At 71.6% G+C, this 20,104-nt stretch carries 13 protein-coding genes and 2 pseudogenes; 6 read left to right on the top strand and 9 right to left on the bottom strand.

Annotation, left to right across the window (positions count from 1 at the left end):
• Position 1: 1 nt before the first annotated feature.
• The 7 genes and pseudogenes from pulA to DCW30_RS36195 form a co-directional block, all read right to left on the bottom strand.
• Positions 2-2,593: pseudogene (gene pulA / locus DCW30_RS36225) on the bottom strand (pullulanase-type alpha-1,6-glucosidase); the annotation flags it as partial.
• A 457-nt stretch (positions 2,594-3,050) separates the two neighbouring features.
• Positions 3,051-4,448 (bottom strand): annotated as a pseudogene (locus DCW30_RS36220) (alpha-amylase); the annotation flags it as partial.
• 398 nt (positions 4,449-4,846) lie between these two features.
• Positions 4,847-5,914: a LacI family DNA-binding transcriptional regulator gene (locus DCW30_RS36215; RefSeq protein ID WP_062772629.1), complete on the bottom strand. Its 1,068-nt coding sequence runs from the start codon at positions 5,912-5,914 to the stop codon at positions 4,847-4,849.
• A complete protein-coding gene (locus tag DCW30_RS36210) occupies positions 5,902-7,599 on the bottom strand; it encodes a glycoside hydrolase family 13 protein (protein ID WP_076682692.1) in 1,698 nt (565 codons plus the stop codon). The genes DCW30_RS36215 and DCW30_RS36210 overlap by 13 nt, the downstream gene beginning before the upstream one ends.
• 28 nt (positions 7,600-7,627) lie before the next feature.
• A complete protein-coding gene (locus tag DCW30_RS36205; RefSeq protein WP_373569006.1) occupies positions 7,628-8,524 on the bottom strand; it encodes a sugar ABC transporter permease in 897 nt (298 codons plus the stop codon).
• Positions 8,518-9,564 carry a carbohydrate ABC transporter permease gene (locus DCW30_RS36200; protein WP_076682694.1) on the bottom strand — a complete coding sequence of 349 codons (1,047 nt, stop codon included), beginning with the start codon at positions 9,562-9,564 and terminating at the stop codon, positions 8,518-8,520. Before DCW30_RS36200 ends, DCW30_RS36205 begins: the two co-directional genes overlap by 7 nt.
• A gap of 38 nt (positions 9,565-9,602) precedes the next feature.
• A complete protein-coding gene (locus DCW30_RS36195; protein ID WP_076682696.1) occupies positions 9,603-10,874 on the bottom strand; it encodes an extracellular solute-binding protein in 1,272 nt (423 codons plus the stop codon).
• 351 nt (positions 10,875-11,225) lie between these two features.
• Here DCW30_RS36195 and DCW30_RS36190 point away from each other — a divergent pair, with 351 nt between their 5' ends.
• Complete coding sequence (locus tag DCW30_RS36190) at positions 11,226-12,263, top strand: LacI family DNA-binding transcriptional regulator (RefSeq protein WP_076682698.1); 1,038 nt, start codon at positions 11,226-11,228, stop codon at positions 12,261-12,263.
• A gap of 40 nt (positions 12,264-12,303) precedes the next feature.
• Here the strand turns inward: DCW30_RS36190 and rfbB are convergent, their stop codons facing one another.
• Positions 12,304-13,335, bottom strand: coding sequence for a dTDP-glucose 4,6-dehydratase (gene rfbB / locus DCW30_RS36185; RefSeq protein WP_076682699.1), 1,032 nt, complete (start codon positions 13,333-13,335; stop codon positions 12,304-12,306).
• A complete protein-coding gene (locus DCW30_RS36180; RefSeq protein ID WP_076682701.1) occupies positions 13,332-14,399 on the bottom strand; it encodes a glucose-1-phosphate thymidylyltransferase in 1,068 nt (355 codons plus the stop codon). Before DCW30_RS36180 ends, rfbB begins: the two co-directional genes overlap by 4 nt.
• 249 nt (positions 14,400-14,648) lie before the next feature.
• Here DCW30_RS36180 and DCW30_RS36175 point away from each other — a divergent pair, with 249 nt between their 5' ends.
• From DCW30_RS36175 to DCW30_RS36155, 5 genes are read left to right on the top strand one after another with little or no spacing between them, the layout of a single operon-like run.
• The gene (locus tag DCW30_RS36175) at positions 14,649-15,944 is read left to right on the top strand and encodes an aspartate aminotransferase family protein (protein ID WP_079249874.1); all 1,296 of its coding nucleotides are present in this window, start codon (positions 14,649-14,651) and stop codon (positions 15,942-15,944) included.
• Positions 15,941-17,008: an ABC transporter ATP-binding protein gene (locus tag DCW30_RS36170; RefSeq protein ID WP_237283307.1), complete on the top strand. Its 1,068-nt coding sequence runs from the start codon at positions 15,941-15,943 to the stop codon at positions 17,006-17,008. Before DCW30_RS36175 ends, DCW30_RS36170 begins: the two co-directional genes overlap by 4 nt.
• Positions 17,005-17,820, top strand: coding sequence for an ABC transporter permease (locus DCW30_RS36165; protein WP_062772653.1), 816 nt, complete (start codon positions 17,005-17,007; stop codon positions 17,818-17,820). The genes DCW30_RS36170 and DCW30_RS36165 overlap by 4 nt, the downstream gene beginning before the upstream one ends.
• Positions 17,817-18,617, top strand: coding sequence for an ABC transporter permease (locus tag DCW30_RS36160; protein ID WP_076682703.1), 801 nt, complete (start codon positions 17,817-17,819; stop codon positions 18,615-18,617). Before DCW30_RS36165 ends, DCW30_RS36160 begins: the two co-directional genes overlap by 4 nt.
• Positions 18,618-18,625: 8 nt before the next feature.
• Positions 18,626-20,104, top strand: a complete 1,479-nt coding sequence (locus DCW30_RS36155) for a hypothetical protein (RefSeq protein ID WP_076682705.1) — start codon at positions 18,626-18,628, stop codon at positions 20,102-20,104.

The raw sequence follows: 20,104 nt of genomic DNA, 5'->3' as shown, positions 1-20,104 counted from the left end.
CTCAGCGCCGCTCGAAGACGGCGACCGTACGGGCGGGGACGGTGAAGGTACCGGACTTCCGCTCGTACGAGGACGCCTTGACGGTGGTGTCGGCGCCCTTGGCCTGTACGGGGTGCAGCCGGTACGCCGTGTCCTTCAGGCCCGCCACCCGCTGCTCCCGCGCGTCCGGGGTCGCGTTGAAGACGACGACGAGGTCACCGACCCGCATGGTGACGACGCCCGGCGTCTCCGCGTCGGTGCCGGAGAGCGGGAAGGAGAGCCGGGACTGGACCTCGGCGGCCGTGGTCAGGGAGAAGGCGGGCTCGCTCGCGCGCAGCTTCACCAGGTCCCGGTAGGCGGCCGACGCGCCGTCGATCTCCCGGCAGCCGGGGTTCAGGGCGGCGGAGGCCAGGAGGGGCTTGGCGAAGCTCCACTTGGCCTTGTTGTCCGCGGCCACCGGCAGCCCGCGCCCGAAGCCGTTGCCGTCGCGGCAGCTCCAGTGGATGGCGTTGAACCAGTCGCCGCTGTCGAAGGAGTTCCGGTCGAGGGACTTCGAGCGCAGCAGGTCGCTGCCGGCCTGGGAGAGCGAGGGGCCCTGGGCGAGGGTCGCGGTCGCCATGGCGAGCACCTGCATGCGGGCGCGGTCGGCGGGTGAGGTGTCCGCGGGGAGCTTGAAGGCGAGCGCGTCGTACAGCGACTCGTTGTCGTGCGCGTCGGCGTAGGAGAGGGCGTCGCCGGGGGCCGCCGCGTATCCGGCGGGGGAACCGTTGTAGTCGACCTGCGAGCCCTTGACCCTGCGGCCCGCGGAGTCGGTGAACGTGTACGAGGCCAGGTTGCCGGTCAGTCCCACCTTCAGCAGGTCCTGGTAGTGCAGGAGCCGGGCCTTCTGCTCGGCCTTCGTGCCGTTCGCCTTCGAGGCGTTGGGGTCGGTGTAGAGGCCGCTCGCGAAGCCCTGGACGCCGGGGTCCTCGTCGAAGGGGCTGCCGCCGCGCACGGCGTCACGGGCGCGGTCGGAGAAGGTGGCGACGCCGGTGCCCGCCATGTTCTTCTGGGTGGCCTGGACGAAGCGGGCGTCGTCGGCGACCTCGCCGAAGTTCCAGCCCTCTCCGTAGAGGATGACCTTCTTCCCGTCGACGCCGTCCTTCTTCGGCGTCAGCGCGTCCAGGGCCTTCCGCACGGCGACGATGTTGGCCTTGGGGTGGTGGCCCATCAGGTCGAAGCGGAAGCCGTCGACCTTGTACTCCTTGGCCCAGGTGACCACGGAGTCGACGACGAGCTTGCCCATCATGGCGTTCTCGGGCGCGGTGTTCGCGCAGCACGTCGAGTTGGCGACGCTTCCGTCGGCGAGGAGCCGGTGGTAGTAGCCGGGCACGATCTTGTCGAGGACGGACTCGTCGGCCTGGCCGCCGGCGACCGTGTGGTTGTAGACGACGTCCATGACGGCCCGCAGCCCGGAGCGGTTCAGGCCTTGGACCATCTGCCGGAACTCGACCGTGCGCCGGGTCCCGTCCGGGTCGCTCGCGTAACTGCCCTCCGGCACGGTGTAGTGCACGGGGTCGTAGCCCCAGTTGTAGCCGTCCTCGGCGGCGGCCTCGGAGACGCACGCCTGCTGCTCGTCGGAGTCGGGCGCGGACGCCGTCAGGTCGCAGTCGGGCTCGGCCTGGTCACCGCGGCGTTCGGGGACGATGCCGAAGTCGGAGACGGGCAGCAGGTGGACGTACGACGTGCCGGCCCTGGCGAGCTCGCGCAGGTGCTTCATGCCGTCGGACGCCTTGTCCGTGAAGGCGCGGTACTCACCGGGGTGGCGGGACGTGCGGTCCTCCACGGAGAAGTCGCGGACGTGCAGTTCCTGGATCTGCGCGTCCCGCAGCGGTGTCGCCCTCGGCTTCCGCAGCCGGTCCCAGCCGGCGGGGGCGAGCCGCGGGTCGTCGAGGTCGGCGGCGAGGCTGCGGGCGGAGTCGGCGGTGAGGGCGGTGGAGTAGGGGTCGGTGACCTTGTTGGTGACCACCTTCTGGACGCTGGGCGCCCACACCTTCACGACGTACCTGTACGGCTTGCCCTGCCAGGCCTTGGGGCCGCTGACGGACCACACGCCGCTGGTGTCGTCGCGCCGCATGGGCACGGTCCTGCCGTCCAGTTCGAGGGCGACGGACCGGGCGGTGGGCGCCCAGACGGCGAGCGAGGTGCGGCCGTGGCGGAACCTCGGGCCGAGTTCCGCCTTGGTGGCGGCGGCGCCGTAGAGGTCATCGAGGATGCCCTGCGTCTGGACGCCGGTGGCGTCGAGCAGCGTCCCGTCGGCGTCCTCGCGGACCGCGACGACCTGGCCGGTCAGGGCACGGCGGGCCTGCGCGCGGTCGCGCGGCTCGACGCTGAAGGCGGCATAGCCCTTGAGGTGCGGGAACTTCTGGCGCTGGGCCTCGGTCAGGCCGCCCTCGACCGGTGTCAGGCGTATGCGCCGCCCTTCCCCGACCAGCTTCCCGTCCCGCACGGTGAGCCGCCCGTCGGGGTCGTACACCAGCTCGTGCCGGGCGCCGGCGGCGCCGGGCAGGTCCCAGGCGAGGGTGTTCCGGTCGATCCACTGGGCTCTGGCCTTGGTCGGATCGAGCGCGTCGCCCGCGTCGGCGACGGCCGAGGCCCTGGGCGCCGCGCCGACGGAGGGGGCCAGGGGCACGACGACGGCGAGCAGGGCGAGGGAGGTGGCGAGGAGCGAACGACGGGGGGAGCCGGTCAAGGGGGTCTCCTTGAAGGGGGAGGGACGGAAGCGGGGCCCCTCGGGCGTGTGGCGGAGGAGGAACGGGACCAGGGGCGGAGCCCTGAAATCACTCCGGCGGAGGAGGAGCGACCCAGGGGCGACGCCCTGGGATTCAGCCCCTCCGGCGTTTGAGGAGCGGGGTCCGGGGCGGAGCCCTGGAATCCAGCACCCCGGCGTCAGGGGGCGGGACCAGGGGCCGAGCCCTGAGTCACTCCGGCGTGAGAGGGGCGGAGCCCGGGGCGGGGCGGGCCGCCCGGCAGCGGGAAGGCGGATGCCGGGCGGCCCAGAGGACGGGTTCAGCCGCGCCGCACGGCGCTCAGCACTTGCGGGCCCCCACGTGCAGCGCGAGCGCCGTGTCGGGCGCCACGGACGCCGTGAACTGCCCCGAGCCGTTGACGTTGACGGTCCTGCGGCCCTGGACGTCGCAGTACGTGCCGGCGGCCAGCGAGGTCTGGAAGGTCCGGTTGACGGCGTGACCCTCGTGGTTGATCACCACGTACGCCTTGTCGCCGCGGCCGAAGGCGATCGCGTCGTTGCCGTTGTCCCACCAGTTGGTCATGCCCTTGCCGTGCGCGGCGTTGCGGAACTTGACCATGCTCTTGATCTCGGGCCAGGCGTGCTGGCACTTCCAGCCGTCGTTGTAGCAGGCCTTCACATGACCGCCGTCGGGCGACCCCGCGTCGTTGTTGCTGAACTCGTAGCCGGAGTGCACGTCGGGCGAGCCGTAGGGCAGGGCGAGCATGAACACGTGCGCGAGGGTGTACTTCGCGCCGTCCTTGTAGTTGAGGCTCTGGCCGTGCCGTTCGGTGTCGTGGTTGGTGACGAAGACGGACGACTTGGAGCCGGGCATGTAGCCCCAGCCCTCGCCGTAGTTCTTGAGGTAGGCGAGCTTCTCGTCGTTGAAGACCCGCTTGAGGTCCCAGGCGTACCGGAACTCCTGCGCGTCGCCGACGGCGGTGTACTCGCTCGGCGAGACCGCCTCGTTCGCGCCGTACAGCGTCTCCTGCTTCCAGTAGACGTCCTGCTTGTTCAGCCGCGACTTGATGTTCTTGAGGTCGTCGACGGGGATGTGCTTGGCCGCGTCGACGCGGAAGCCGTCGACGCCGAGGGAGAGGAGGTCGTTGAGGTAGGTCGCGATCCTGCCCCGGACGTACTCCTCGCCGGTGTCGAGGTCGGCGAGGCCGCCCAGTTCGCAGTTCTGGGTGTTCCAGCGGTCCTGGTAGTTGCTGATGGACGCCTGGCAGTTGTCCATGTCGAAGCGGGAGTACGTGCCCGGGTAGTCGTATTTGGTGAAGCGGGAGCCCGCGGAGCCGGTGCCCGAGGCGTTCGTCATGTGGTTGATCACCGCGTCGGCGACGACCTTGACGCCCGCGGAGTGGCAGGTGTCCACCATGTTCTTGAACGCGGACCGGTCACCGAGCCGGGTGCCGATCTTGTAGCTCACGGGCTGGTACGCGGCCCACCACGCCTCGCCCTGGAGGCGCTCCTGTGGTGGTGACACCTGCACGGCGCCGTATCCGTCGGGGCCGAGCTGGTCCGTGCACGCCTTGGCCACCGAGGCGTACTCCCACTCGAAGAGCACGGCGGTGACGTCCTTGCCGCCGGGCGGGGCGGCCTGTGCCTGCGGGGCTCCGGCGACGAGGCCGCCGGCGACTCCGGCGGCGAGGGCGAGGGTGGCGGCGAGGGGTCTGCGGACCCCGGTCTTCCGGGCAGCCATGATGGTCTCCTGCGTCAGTGGGGATGGCCCTGTGCGGCAACGCGCCGTGCCCGTCAGGCCGTTGAAGGATGTTGCAGCAACATTTCAACGCCGATTTCGGACGAGACCGTACGACCCCGGGGAACCGGGGTCAACCCTTCACGCACAACTGGTCGCCACACTGCGGTTTCCGGGATTTCATACGCCGCAAGACCTTTCGCAAGAGATTGCGACGGTGTTACGTTCAACCACGACTCCGGTTCGAGCGGCCGGGGGCCCGGCACACCGGGCCCCACGCGCCCGGCCGTTCGGGCCGGGTCCCAGGAACGGGAAGGCCCCGGGGCCACATCGTCACCCCGCTGCCCCGACCGGGCCGGCTCCGGGGCCGTCCTTCCAGAGCCTGGCCCGTACGTCCGCTCTCAGCGCGGCGCCTGCGCCGTGGACCCCCGGACGACCAGCTCGGGCTGGAAGACGAACTCCGTGTGCTGCACGGGGTTGCCCTGGATCTCTTCGAGCAGCGCGCCCACCGCCGCGGTGGCCATGGCCTGCACCGGCTGACGCACCGTCGTCAGCGGCGGGTCGGTGAACGCGATCAGCGGCGAGTCGTCGAAGCCGACGACGGAGACGTCCCCCGGCACCGAGAGCCCGCGCTGACGCACCGCGCGCACGGCCCCGAGCGCCATCATGTCGCTGCCGCAGACCATCGCCGTGCACCCCTGGTCCAGGAGCGCGCTGGCCGCCGCGTGGCCGCCCTCGACGGTGAACAGGGTGCGCTGCACCAGCCGCTCGGCCTCCCCCTGTGCCAGGCCGAGCAGGCCGTGCAGCGCCGCGGTGAACCCCTCCGCCTTGCGCCGGGAGGGCACGTACCTGGTCGGGCCGATGGCCAGACCGATCCGCTCGTGCCCCAGATCGACCAGGTGGCGCACCGCCATCCGGGCCGCCGCTCGGTCGTCGGGCGAGACGAAGGACACCGGGATGTTCTCGTTGTAGCCGTTGATCAGGACGAACGGCGTGCCCCGCCCCGCCAGTTCGAGGTAGCGGGTGGGGTCCGCCGTGGTGTCCGCGTGGAGCCCGGAGAGGAACACGATGCCGCTGACGCGGCGCTCCTCCAGTTGCTCGACCAGTTCGTCCTCGGTCGCGCCGCCCGGCATCTGGGTGCACAGCATGGGCGTGTAGCCGTGCCCGGCGAGCACCTGCTCGACGACCTGCGCGAAGGCGGGGAAGATCGGGTTGCTCAGCTCGGGGACGACGAGCCCGACGAGACCGGCGCTGTGCCGCTTCAGGCGCAGCGGGCGCTCGTAGCCCAGGATGTCCAGGGCCGCGAGCACCCGTTGCCGCGTGCCCGTCGCCACCCCCGGTTTGCCGTTGAGCACCCGGCTCGCGGTGGCTTCGCTCACCCCGGCCTGGGCCGCGATGTCCGCGAGGCGCGGAGCACCGCGGTCGGCCCAGTCCGAGGCGCGCGGCGGGGAGGTGGTCACACCGCCCACCAGGCGGTGGTGTCCGCGGGCAGTTCGGTCGTGCCGTCCACGATCTCCACGGCGGTGTTGGCGAGCAGGACCCGGCCGGGGGCCGGCATCCGCACCGGGGCGCCCGTGGTGTTCGCGGTGCACACGAAGCCCTCGCGGCGGAAGGCGAGCACGCCCTCGGGGGCGTCGAGCCACTCCAGCGAGTCACCGGCGCCGAGGCCCGGCTGCGTCCGCCGTACGTGCAGCGCCCGCCGGTAGAGCTCCAGGGTCGAGTCGGGGTCACCGGTCTGGGCCTGGACGCTCAGCTCGCCCCAGCCGGCGGGCTGCGGCAGCCAGCTCCCGCCCGCGCCGAAGCCGTGGCTCGGCCCGTCGACGGTCCACGGGATGGGCACCCGGCAGCCGTCGCGGAAGCCGTCCTGGCCGCTGGCCCGGACGAACGAGGGGTCCTGACGCACCTCGTCGGGCAGGTCGGTGACGTCGGGCAGGCCGAGCTCCTCGCCCTGGTAGACGTAGGCGGAGCCGGGCAGCGCGAGCATCAGGAGGGTCGCGGCGCGGGCGCGGCGCAGGCCGAGCTCGCGGTCGCCGGGCGTGCACAGCTGGGTGCCGAGCCCCGGCGGGTTGGCGAACCGCGTGGCGTGGCGGGTGACGTCGTGGTTGGAGAGCACCCAGGTGGCGGGGGCCCCGACGGGCCGCATGGCGGCCAGCGACTCGTCGATGACCGCGCGCAGCTCGGCGGCGTCCCAGTAGGTGCCCAGGTAGTGGAAGTTGAAGGCCTGGTGCATCTCGTCGGGGCGCACGTAGGCGGCGGCGCGCTCGACGGTGGGCGTCCAGGCCTCGGCGACGAGGATGCGCGCGCCCGACCCCTGGCCCCGGCCCCCGGAGCCCGCGGGGCCGAGGTCGTTGCCCGCGTACTCGGCGAGGACGGCGCGCCAGCTGCGGTAGATCTCGTGCACACCGTCCTGGTCGAAGAACGGCATGGCGTCGTTGCCGAGCAGCTTGAGCTGGTCGTGGGTGCCGAGGTCGGGCAGGCCCTCGGCCTTGACCAGGCCGTGGGCGACGTCGACGCGGAAGCCGTCGACGCCCATGTCGAGCCAGAACCGCAGGATGGAGCGGAACTCGTCCCGGACGGCGGGGTGCTCCCAGTTGAAGTCGGGCTGCTCGGGGGCGAAGAGGTGGAGGTACCACTCGCCGTCCTCGACGCGCGTCCAGGCGGGGCCGCCGAAGATGGACTCCCAGTCGTTGGGCGGGAGTTCGCCGTCGGCGCCCTTGCCGGGGCGGAAGTGGTAGCGCTCGCGCAGCGGGGAGCCCGGGCCCTCGCGCAGGGCGCGCTGGAACCAGTCGTGCTGGTCGGACGAGTGGTTGGGCACCAGGTCGACGATGACGCGCAGGCCCAGCGCGTGGGCGTCGCGCAGGAGGGCGTCGGCGTCGTGCAGGTCGCCGAACATCGGGTCGATCGCGCGGTAGTCGGCGACGTCGTATCCGGCGTCGGCCTGCGGCGACGAGTAGAACGGACTGAGCCAGACGGCGTCGACGCCGAGGTCCCGGAGGTAGGGCAGCCTGGCGCGGATGCCCGCCAGGTCGCCCATGCCGTCACCGTTGCCGTCGGCGAAGCTGCGCGGATAGACCTGGTAGATCACCGCGTCGCGCCACCAGTCCGTGCGGGTGCCGGAGGCGGGGGCTGTGGGGGCAGCGAGATGCTGGGTCATGTCTTCCCTGGGATCGAGAGATCGAGAGTCAGGACTTGGTCGCGCCGGCCGTCAGTCCGCCGACGAGGTGGCGCTGGACGAAGCCGAAGATGATCGCGGCGGGCACCGCGACGATCACCGCGGCGGCCGTCAGCGAGCCCCAGTCGCTGGTGTACTGGTTGACGAAGGTCTGCAGGCCGCCGGCGAGGGTGAGGTTCTCCTCGCCGGTCATGAACGCGGACGCGTAGGCGACCTCGGCCCAGCCGGTGATGAAGCTGTAGAAGCCGGTGACGGCGAGCCCCGGCTTGGCCAGGGGCACGATGAGCCGCCAGAAGGTGCCGAACGGGTTGAGGCCGTCCACGCGCCCCGCCTCGTCGATCTCCACCGGGATGGTGTCGAAGTACCCCTTCATCATCCAGGCGCAGAACGGCACGGCGATCGTCAGGTAGGTGACGACGAGGCCGATGGGCTGGTTGAGCAGGCCCAGGCTCGCGAGGAGGTTGTACAGCGGCACGATGAGCACCGCGACGGGGAACATCTGGGTGATGAGCAGCAGCCACATCAGCGGCCGCATGCCGGGGAACCTGAAGCGGCTGACGGCGTAGCCGGTGGTCGCGGAGATGAAGACACCGATGACGGTGGTCAGGCCGACGACGAGCAGGGAGTTGCCGACCCAGCTCACGAACTCGGTGTCGTTGATGACGTGGTCGTAGTTGCCGAGGGTGAAGTCCTTCACCAGGGCGGTGGAGAACGCCTCGCTCTGCGGCTTGAACGACGTGATCAGCAGCCACAGCGGCGGCAGGACCGCGATGGCGGAGGCGATGAGCAGCGTCACGTGGAGGCCGACGGAGGCCAGGGGGCCGCGTTCGCCGCGCGCCCTGACCTTCCGCTTCGGCTCGCTCGGGCTCGTGGTCCCGGTCGGTCGGTTCGTCGCGGTGGTCACCAGACTTCTCCCTGCTTGCGGAGCGCGCGGCGGTAGAACACCGCGAAGAGCGAAAGGAGCAGCAGAATGATCACGCCCCAGGCCGCGGAGCCCGCGAAGTCGCGGGGGCTCACGACGAAGGAGAGCCGGTAGGCGTACGTCACCAGGATCTCGGTGGCGTCTCCCGGACCGCCCCGGGTGAGCAGGAAGATCACCGGGAACATGTTGAAGGTCCAGATGCTGCTGATGAGGATCACCGTGCTGCTGACGGACCGCAGGCCCGGCAGGGTGATGTGCCGGAAGCGCTGCCAGGCGTTGGCGCCGTCCATCTCGGCGGCCTCGTACAGCTCGCCCGGGATGGACTGGAGGCCGCCGAGCATGGCGACCAGCATGAACGGCACGCCGAGCCAGACGTTGACGGTGATCACCGAGAGCTTGGCCCAGGTGGGGTCGTTCAGCCACGGGATGGCGTCGATGCCGCCGCCGGCCAGGAGCTTGTTGAGGATGCCGTTCTTCTCGTTGAAGATCAGCCGCCAGGTGAACACGGAGACGAAGGCGGGCACCGCCCAGGGCAGGATCAGCGCCATCCGGTAGAAGGAGCGTCCCGCCAGCTTGCGGTTGAGCATGTTGGCCAGGGCCAGGCCGAGCGCGAAGGACAGCGCGACACAGGAGACGGTCCAGATGACGGTCCAGGTCAGCCGGTCCCAGAACACGCCGTCGGAGAGGACCGCGGTGTAGTTGTCGAGGCCGACCGACTCGTACGTCGCCGGGATGTGGTTGACGCCGATGGTGCGCTCGACGTTCGCCTCGTTGGCGTCGGTCGTCGACAGGTAGAGGCCGCGCACCAGCGGGTAGCCGATGATCACGCCGATCACGGTCACCACGGGGGCGACCATGGCCCAGGCGTACCAGTGGGTGGACAGCGCCCGGCGCAGGCGCCCGGGGTTCTTGCCGGACCGGTGGTTCTTCCCGGTGCGGTCGGTTTTGCCGGTCAGGTGGCCGCGGCCGCGGATGCCCGGGGCATCCGCGGCCTTCACCACCGACTGGCCGCTCTCGACAGCCATGAGGCGGTCAGCCCTCCTCTTCTTCCCGTTCCCGCTGCTTACTTGTAGTCCTTGAGGAGCTTGCGGTAGGCGTCACCGACGCCGTCCGCCGCGCCCTGCGGCGAGGCCTTGCCGCTGAGCACCTTGCCCATCTGCAGGCGGATCGGCTCGAAGAGGGAGTTGGCCTGCGGGATCCACGGGCGCTCCACGGACTTGTCCACGGCCGGCTTGAAGAACTGCACCATCTGGTTGTCCTTGACGGACTTCTCGTCGTAGACCGACGTGCGGGTGGGCAGCAGGCTGAGCTTCTCGGTGGTCTGCTGCTGCACCTTGGCGGAACTCATGTACTTGATGAACTCGTAGCTCGCGTCGAGGTTGCCGGAGCCCGCGTAGGCGGCGAGGTTCCAGCCGCCCTGCGGGGAGGCCTGACGGTCGCTGCCACCGGGGACGGGGGCGACGCCGAGGTTGCCCTTGTCCGCCTTGAACTCCTTGCCCTGCAGCGCGCCCTCGATGGACCAGGGGCCGTCGATCGCCATGGCGACCTCGCCGTCCTTGAAGGCGTTCAGCTGGTTGTTGTAGCCGTCGCTCGCGTCGGTGGTGGCGGCCTTGGAGTCGACCAGGTCCTTCATCACCTTGAACGCGGCGGCGCCCTCGGGGTCGTCGGCGGTGATCTTCTTGTTCTTGGTGTCGAGGAGGTCGCCGCCCTCGCCGTAGAGGTACGGGAGGTAGTAGTACGGGTCGTCGCCGCGCAGGTAGAGGCCGGTCTTGCCGGTCTTCGACTTGATCTTCTTCGCGGCGGACTTCACCTCGTCGAAGGTGGCGGGGACCGGGACGCCGGCCTTCTTGAGCATCTTCTTGTTGTAGAAGAGCGCCAGGGTGTCGATGGTCTGCGGGACCGCGTACGTCTTGCCCTTGAACTTGGTGCTCGCCGCCGCCTGCGGCAGGTAGTCGCCCGCGTCGTCCAGTGCGGCGGTGCCCTCCAGCGGGGCGAGGTAGCCGAGGTTGGCGAAATCGGCGACCCAGGCGACCTCGGTGCGCATCACGTCGGGGGCCCCGGAGTTGCCGCCCGCGGCGTTCTTGAACTTGGCGTTGGCCTCGCCGAACGCGACGCTCACGTAGTTGACCTTGACGTCGGGGTGGAGCTTCTCGAAGCCCTTGGCGAGCTTCTCGTAGGTCCCCTTCTCCGCGTCGTTCGAGGTGTCCCAGAAGGTGACCGTGCCGGAGAGCTTGCCCGAGCTCTTCTTGCCGCTGTCACCGTCGTCACCACCGCAGGCTGCCGCCGTCAGGGTGAGGGCCGCGACCAGCGCGGTGGCCCCTATGCCACGCCGCATGTGAACTCCTTCGACTGAACCCGAGGAACGAGGGGAGGCGTGACCTCGGGGGAGAGGCGCCTCCGGGTGAGCCGCACTGGACGCGGCGCCGGGTTGCCAGGGAACGTAACAGGATTGAAAAAGCTCCGAAAGACCTTGCGGGAAATTTCTGCAAGCGTTGGTCATTGTTACCGCTGCGTGTCCTTACGGTTGCCAACGATGCGCTTGACACCGCTCTGAGGTGGCCCTAATCCCCCGTGGCGGCCGCTTTCAGAGCTGCAAGTTTCTTGCATGAACGGAAGCTTGCAGCAAAGTTGCATGCCCTTGCCCATCTGGTGGGCAAGCGGGCCGGTGACAGGTACAGTCCAGTCCATGACCGCACGGCTCGTCGACATCGCAGCGCAGGCGGGGGTCAGCGAAGCGACCGTGAGCCGCGTCCTCAACGGCAAGCCCGGTGTCGCGGCGGCCACCCGGGAATCCGTCCTCGCGGCGCTCGACGTGCTCGGCTTCGACCGCCCCTCCCGCCTGCGCCAGCGCAGCAGCGCGGGCCTGGTCGGACTGATCACACCCGAGCTGGACAACCCCATCTTCCCCGCGCTCGCCCAGGTCATCGGACAGGCCCTGACCCGCCAGGGGTACACACCGGTGCTCGCCACCCAGACCCCGGGCGGCTCCACCGAGGACGAGCTGACCGAGATGCTGGTCGACCGCGGCGTCTCCGGCATCATCTTCGTCTCGGGCCTGCACGCGGACACCACCGCCGACATGGAGCGCTACGAGGTGCTGCGCGGCAAGGGCGTGCCCTACGTCCTCGTGAACGGCTTCTCCCCCAAGGTGCGGGCCCCCTTCGTCTCCACCGACGACCGGGCCGCGGCGCGGCTCGCCGTGACGCACCTGGCCGCGCTCGGCCACACCCGCGTCGGCCTCGCGGTGGGCCCCCGGCGGTTCGTGCCGGTCCTGCGCAAGATCGAGGGTTTCCAGCTCGGCCTGCGCGAGCGCCTCGGGATGACCGCCGAGGCCTCCGCCGAGCTGATCGAGCACTCGCTGTACTCGCTGGAGGGCGGCCAGGCCGCGGCGGACACACTGATCGGCCGGGGCTGCACCGCGATCGTGTGCGCCAGCGACATGATGGCGCTCGGCGCGGTCCGTGCCGCCCGCGAGCGGGGCCTCGACGTGCCCCGCGACATCTCCGTGGTGGGCTACGACGACTCCCCGCTCATCGCCTTCACCGATCCCCCGCTGACCACGATCCGCCAGCCGGTGCAGGCGATGGGCCAGGCCGCGGTCCGCACGCTCCTGGAGGAGATCGGCGGCACGCCCGCGCCGCACAGCGAGTTCGTCTTCCTGCCGGAGCTGGTCGTCCGCGACTCGACCGCGTCGGGCCGGCGGGACGACCGCCGCTCCGCCTAGGCCTCTTCACGGGCCCTCGCACGGACTCCGGGGGGCGCGGCTAGCAGCGGGCCGGCAGCAGGGGTTCCCACCAGGCGCGGTTCTCGCGGTACCAGTGGACCGTGCGGGCCAGGGCCTCGTCGAAGTCGGTCCGCGGGCGGTAGCCGAGCTCGGTGCTGATCTTGGTGTGGTCCACGGCGTATCGGCGGTCGTGGCCCTTGCGGTCGGTGACGTGGGCGATGCGCCCGCTGTCCGCGCCGCACAGCGCGAGCAGCCGGTGGGTCAGCTCCAGGTTGGTCAGGGAGGTGCCGCCGCCGATGTTGTAGACCTCGCCCGGCCGCCCTCCGGTGCGCACCAGCTCCAGGCCGCGCACATGGTCGTCGGTGTGCAGCCAGTCCCGGATCTGGAGCCCGTCGCCGTACAGCGGCACGCTGTCCCCGTCGAGCAGGGCGGCGAGGAAGCGCGGGATCAGCTTCTCCGGGTGCTGGTGGGCGCCGAAGTTGTTGGAGCAGCGGGTGACCCTGACGTCGAGGCCGTGGGTGCGGTGGTGGGCCAGGGCGATGAGGTCGGAGGCCGCCTTCGACGCCGCGTAGGGCGAGTTGGGCGCGAGTGGGGACTCCTCGGTGGCCGCGCCGTGCGGCAGCGAGCCGTACACCTCGTCGGTGGAGACGTGCAGGAAGGGGCTGACGCCGTGCCGGAGCGCGGCGTCGAGCAGCGTCTGGGTGCCGAGCACGTTGGTGCGGGTGAAGTCGGCGCCGCCCGCGATGGAGCGGTCGACGTGGGACTCCGCGGCGAAGTGCACGATCTGCCCGTGGTCCGCGACCAGCGCGTCGACCAGCTCGGCGTCGCAGACGCTGCCGTGCGCGAACGTGAACCGGGGGTCGTCGCGCACCTCCGCGAGCCGCGCGAGGCTGCCGGCGTAGGTGAGGCTGTCGAGGACGGTCACCGCACCGCCCGGGCCGTCGGGCCCGAGCAGTGCGCGGACGTGGGCGGAGCCGATGAACCCCGCGCCGCCGGTGACGAGGATGCGGGAGGCGCGGTCCGTGCCCGCGGTCCGGGGGCCGGCGGCGTGCGCCGGGGCGTTGTCGGTCATGAGGTGAGCTGCACTCTGCTGTGGTCTCCGATGACGAGCCGGTGGGCGCCGGGGAGGCGGGGCGCGGGGGACACCGCGGCGCCCCGTCCGATCAGGGAGCTCTCGATGCGGGAGGCCCCCTCGACCTGCGCGCCGCGCAGCAGTACGGAGTGCGCGATGGCGCTGTCCTCGATCCGGCAGTCCTCGGCGATGGCTGTGTAGGGGCCGATGCTGCTGTTGCTGACGACGGTACCCGCGCCGATCACCACGGGGCCGACCAGGCGTGAGCCGCGTACGACGGCGCCCTCGGCCACCCGGACGCGGCCGACGAGGGTGCTGTGCGGATCGACCTTGCCCTCGACGAGGCCCGTCATGCCGTCGAGCACCTGCCGGTTGACCTCCAGGAGGTCGTCGACGCTGCCCGTGTCGCGCCAGGGCCGCTCGGTGGTCTCCGCGGCCACGCGCTGACCCTGGTCGATCAGCCACTGCACGGCGTCGGTGATCTCCAGCTCGCCGCGGCCCGACGGGCTGATCGCCCGGACCGCCGGGTGGATCTGCGGGCCGAAGGCGTAGACGCCGATGAGGGCGAGGTCGCTGCGCGGCCGGTCCGGTTTCTCCTCCAGGCGTAGGACGTCGCCGTGCTCGTCGAGCTCGGCCACGCCGAAGGCCGTGGGGTCGGGCACCGGGGTGAGCAGCAGCCGGGCCGCGCTCCGGTCGGTCTCGGCCCGCCGGACGAATCCGGTGAGGCCCTCTTGCAGGTAGTTGTCGCCGAGGTAGAGCAGGAAGTCGTCCTCGGCGAGGAACTCCCGGGCGAGCAGCACCGCGTGGGCGAGGCCCAGCGGGCTGTCCTGTTGCAGGTAGGTGACCCGGAGTCCGAAGCGGGCGCCGTCGCCCACGGCTTCGCGGATCTCGGTGCCGTGCCGGCCGACCACGATCGCGGTCTCGGTGATGCCGGCCGCGGCGATGGCCTCAAGGCCGTAGAAGAGCACGGGCTTGTTGGCGATGGGCAGCAGTTGCTTGGCACTGGTGAAGGTGAACGGCCGCAGTCGGCTGCCCGTTCCGCCCGCCAGGATCAGAGCCTTCAAGGAAGCCGCCCGCTCTGCGGGGCGGCAAGGGGGTGCGTCACCACGTTTCCCTCCTCGTACTCGAAGCGGCTCCATGACTCAAGCAGAGCCGACCCGACTGCCGCAAGGCCTGTCTGAAACTTTCTGAAAGCTCTTGCCAAAGGTGTCGGCGGCTTGTTTCACTCGATCCGCGCCCACCGGGCCCTGGCTCAACTTCCGGATCCCGGCGCGCACTTGACGCACGATCGGAACCACCGACTGGGGGCAGCAGTGACAGGTCACCGCCAGCGCGCACAGCTGGCCGGGGAGGCCGCCCACCTGGCGCCCGGCGCCTCGGAGGAGACCGCCCTCGGGCAGCGTGTCTTCGCACACGGCCGGGGCGCCGTCCTGACGGATCTGGACGGCGCCGACTACCTCGACTTCGCCGCGGGCACGCTCACGCAGTCGCTCGGCCACTGCCACCCCGAGGTCGTCGACGCGCTCACCGCGCAGGCCGCCCGGCTGTGGAACGTGCACGACAGCGCGACCGAGGGGCGGGACGTACTCCTCGACCTGCTCACCCGGTTGCTGCCCGAGCACCTGGACACGTACGCCTTCTTCTCCACCGGCGCCGAGGCCGTCGAGGCCGCGCTGCGCGTGGTGCAGGCGACCGCTCCCCCGGGCCGCAACCGGCTCGGCGCGCTCCGCCACGGCTTCCACGGCAAGACGATGGGCGCCCGGATGCTGGTGCACTGGGACATCGGCAACCAGGCCTTCGCGGGGAACAGCGTCCTCGGCTACTCGCCGTACTGCTACCGCTGCCCGCTCGACCTGGAGTACCCCTCGTGCGAAGTGCGTTGCGCCTCGCTGGTGCGCAAGCACATCGCCGAGAAACCGAACGTCTCCGCGCTCGTCTTCGAGCCCGTGCTCGGCGCGGCCGGCGTGATCGTCCCGCCACCCGGCTACTGGGAACAGATCGCCGAGGCCTGCCGCGCGAACGGCGTGCTGCTCGTCGCCGACGAGGTGCTGACCGGCGGCGGGCGCACCGGCTCCTTCCTCGCCAGCGAGGCCCTGGGCATCGAACCGGACCTGGTGGTCCTCTCCAAGGGCATGGCCAACGGCTTCCCCTTCGCGGTGCTCGCCGGCCGCGCCGAACTGCTGCGCTCACCCGAGGCCGCGCGGGCCGGTTCCTACGCCTCCACCTACGCGAGCAACCCCCTCGGCATCGCCGCCGCGCGCGCCACGCTCGGCATCATCGAACGCGACCGGCTCACCGAACGCGTGCGGGAACTCGGGGCGTTGCTCGACGAGCGGCTGAGCGCCCTGCGGGCACGGCATGAGCAGCTCGGTGACGTCCGCGCGGCCGGGCTGCTGTTCGGCCTGGAGTTCGTGACGGACGAGGACAGCCGTACGCCCGCGCCCGACATCGCCCGAAACGTCTACACGACCGCGCTCGACCTCGGCCTGCGCACCTCGGTCGGCGGGCACATCATCCGGCTCGCCCCGCCGTTCACCCTCACCGAGGCCCAACTCGACGAAGGCGTGGGCATGCTGGCCGAGGCCATCGAGCGGGTGACCGCCACGTGACCGGCTCCCCGCCCGTGATCGTCGCGGAGAACCTCACCAAGGAGTTCCGCGTCGCCGAACGCGGCCCCGGCCTGCTCGGCGCGCTCGCCACCCTCTTCACCCGCGAACACCGGATCGTGCGCGCGGTCGACGGGGTCTCCTTCGAGATCCCCGCCGGCTCGCGGACCGCGTACATCGGGGCCAACGGCGCGGGGAAGTCCACCACCATCAAGATGCTCACCGGCATCATGACGCCCACCTCCGGGCGCTGCCTGGTCGCAGGCATCGAGCCCTACCGCGAACGGCAGCGCAACGCCCGCTCCATCGGCGTCGTCTTCGGCCAGCGCAGCCAGCTGTGGTGGGACCTCTCGGTGCCCGACTCCTTCCGCATCCTGCGCCGGATCTACGACATCCCCGAGCCGGTCTACCGCCGCAACCTGCGGCTCTACCGCGAACTCCTCGACATCGACGCCTTGGGCACCACGCCGGTGCGGCAGTTGAGCCTCGGGCAGCGGATGCGCGCCGAGATCGCGGCGAGCCTGCTGCACGACCCGGCCGTCGTCTTCTGGGACGAGCCGACCATCGGCCTCGACATGGTCCTGAAGGAGGCCGTGCGGGTCCTGGTCAACCGCGCCAACCAGGAGCTCGGCACCACCGTGGTGCTCACCAGCCATGACATCGGCGACATCGCGGCGATCTGCGACAGCGCCCTGGTCGTCGACCGCGGCCGGGTCGTCCACCAGGGCACCATCCAGGACCTGCTGCGCACCGCCGACCGGCGCAGCGTCACCTTCGACCACCGCGACCCGCTGCCGCTGCCCGCCGCCTGCGAGGAGATCGAGCGGGGGCTGCCCGGTGTGCGGGCGAGCGAGGACGACGGCGGGCGCATCCGGGTGGACTATCCCGTCGCGGCCTTCACCTCGCGGCAGGTGCTCGCCTTCCTCCTCGACCGCTTCGACCTGGCCGACTGCTACGCCCCCGAACCCGACCTGGAGGACGTGCTGCGGCGCGTCTACGAACGCGACGCCACCGAGAGCGCGTCCCCCGACCAGCCGGCCGCACCCGTCGAGAGCGGGGCCGCATGAGTGCGGTGACCCGCGCCCGCCGCTATCTGCCCTTCGCCACCGGCGGACTGCAGTCGCTGCTCCAGTACCGCTCGATGTTCTTCGTCACCGGGGTCACCGCGGCGGCCGGCGCCGCCGTGACGGTCTTCCTGTGGCGCGCCGTGTACGCGGGCTCGCCCGGCGCCGGGCCCGGCGGTTTCACCGCGGCGGGCATCACCACGTACCTCCTGGTGGCGCAGGTGCTCCAGGTGCTGCACGCCAACCGCGTCGACGACGAGGTGGCCGCCGAGGTCTACCGGGGTGACGTGGCGGTGATGCTGGTGCGCCCCGTGAGCTATCCACTCGTGCGGTTCGCCGCCTGCCTGCCCGTGGTGGCGGCCAACGCGCTGCTCGTCGGCGTCCCCGTGCTGCTGCTGTTCTCCTTCCTCGTCCCGATGACGGCGCCGACCGCCGGGAACGCCGCGCTGTTCGCGCTGTCCACGCTCCTCTCGGTGCTCATCGCCTTCTGCGTGAACCTGCTGACCGGCATGACCGGCTTCCTCACCACCAACACCTGGGGCGTGCGCATGCTCAAGCAGAGCGTGGTCGCGTTCTTCGCGGGGCAGCTCGTCCCAATCGCGCTGATGCCGGGCCCGCTCGCGGCCGTCGCCATGGCGCTGCCGTTCAGGGGCATGGTCGACGGCCCGCTGACCCTGCTCCTCGGACGGTACGAGGGCGTCGCGGGAGCCCTTGGTGTGCTGGCCCAGCAGGCGGGCTGGGCCGTGGCGCTCGCCGCCCTGTCCGCGGTGCTGTGGCGCGCCGCCACCGGACGCCTGGAGGTGCTCGGCGGATGACGCGCACGGCTCTGCGGTACCTCCGGCTCTCCCTCTTCCTCGGCGGCGTCGGGCTGCACCGGCTCGCCGCCTACCGGCTCGACTTCGTGCTCGGCGCGGGGGCGTTCCTGGTGCGGGTCGGCATCCAGACGGCCGTGGTGGGCCTGGTCTTCCGCCAGGTGCCCGCCGTGGGCGGCTGGTCGTACCACGAGGTGCTCTTCCTGCTCGGCTTCTCCCTGCTGCCGCGCGGCCTCGACCACCTCTTCACCGACCAGCTCTGGGAACTGGGCCGCAAACTGGTGCAGCGCGGGGAGTTCTACCGCTATCTCATCCGGCCGGTGAACCCGCTGTTCTCCCTGCTCTCCGAGCGCTTCTTCCACCCCGACGGCCTGGGCGAGCTGATCGTCGGCGCGGTCCTCGTGTTCTGGGCGGGCAGTGAACTCGGCCTGGACCCGACCGCGGCGCAGTGGGCGCTCGCGCCGTTGCTCGTGCTCTGCGGCGCGCTGATCCACACCGCCGTGAAGCTGTTCTTCGCCTCGCTGTCCTTCTGGACCGTGACGAGCCTGCCCTCGATGTACGCCGCCACGCAGGTGTCGGAGTTCGCCGCCTACCCGCTGGACATCTACCACTCCTCGCTGCGCGCCCTGCTGACCTGGGTGCTGCCCTTCGCCTTCACCTCGTACGTGCCCTGCGTCTACCTCCTGACGGGCGACACGGGCCTCCTGGTCTGGCTCCCCGTGGTGACCGCGGGGGCGGTGCTCACGGCTCTGGCGGTGTGGCGGCGCGGCATCAACCGATTCGACATGACCGGGAGTTGAGACGCCGCATGATCCGCGACGCAGACCTCGCACCGCTGTTGCGCACCGCGCCCTGGATGTCCGAGGACGGCCGCACGGCCGACCGCTACGAACGCGTCGACCACGCGGTGCTCGGCGACGCCGCGCTCCTCCTCGTGGTCGCCGCCGTCGGCGGGCCCGCGGCCGGGCAGCGGTTCTTCCTGCCCGTACGCCCCGGCGGCACGAGAGGCATCGAGGAGGCGCACGGCAGCACGGAGTTCGACGCCGCCGCCGTCGCCAGGGCCTGCTACGGCGGTGAGCTGCTGACCGCGCGCGGCGGTACCATCCGCTTCCGCGGGGCGGGCGGTCCCGCGCCCGACGTGCGCAGGCTGCCCTTCGAGCAGGGCTGGTCCTCCAACGCCCTGTCGCTGGTGGACATCGCCGGCGTGCCGCACATCCACAAGACCTACCGCAGGCTCGACGAGGCCGTGCGCGAACCGGAGCTGCTGCGGCTGATGAGCGGCACCGGGCACACCCCCGAGTGGGCCGGCGACTACACCTACACCGACCCGGCCACGGGCGCCCGGCATCCGCTGGGCGTGATCTACCGCTACGCCCCCGGCGACGGCATCGACCTGCCGCTGCGGGAGAACCTGCGCTCGCTGTGGCCGCGCCTGACCGACGCCCGGCAGTCGCCCGCCGACGTGGTGCGGCCCCATCTGCTGCCGCTGGAGGACCGGCTCCGCGCGGCCGGCACGTTCCTGCACGCCTTCCACCGCGACCTGGCGGCGCGGCTCGGCGGGCCCGCGCCCACCGGGTATCCGGCGCGGGAGGTGCTCGCGCGGGCCGCCGAGCGGCGGACCGGACTCGCGGAGGCGCGGGTGGCGCTGCCCGAGCAGTCCTGGCACGCCGCCTTCGCCGCGCTCGAAGCCGAAGTGGTATCGCTGGGCGCGGCGTTCGAGGGCCGGGACGAGGTGCCCGGAGCCGGCCCGTGCCACGGCGACCTCCACCTGTCCCACCTGCTGTGCGGCCCCGGCGCCGTCACCGGTTGGCGGATGAGCGTGATCGACCTCTCCACGCCCGCGCTCGGCCCCGACGACCCGGGCTGGGCCGCGCAGTCGCCGCTCCAGGACCTCGTCGCCGTGGAGCGCGCCCTGGAGTACTTCGCGGCCGACGAGGCGGCGTTCGAGAGCGCCCGGCGCCTCGGCGTCGACTCCCTGGAGACGATGCGCGGCGCCCTGGACGGCGCCCCCGGCTGGGCGGAGGCGGACCGCGCCGTCCTCGACCAGGTGTTCCGCACGGCCGACCGGTGGCGGGAGCGCGTGCTGCGGCTGCTGCTCGGCCCGGCCGCCGACAGCCCGCTGCGGCGCCTGCTGTACCTGCGGCGGCTGCTGCACGAGCTGGCCTACAACTGCGCCCACGCCCGCCCCTACCACGCCGCGATCGACCTGCGCCACGCCCTGGCGCTGGGCGGCGCGCGCACCCCCGCCCTCCATCCCGCCTCCGCTTCGACCTCCGCGAGGACGTGA

The sequence above is a fragment of the Streptomyces alfalfae genome (genome assembly GCF_004127445.1).
In the GTDB taxonomy this organism is placed as follows: Bacteria; Actinomycetota; Actinomycetes; order Streptomycetales; family Streptomycetaceae; genus Streptomyces; species Streptomyces alfalfae.
Note: the sequence above shows the minus strand (reverse complement) of the source record. Positions and strands in the feature narration are given on the sequence as shown.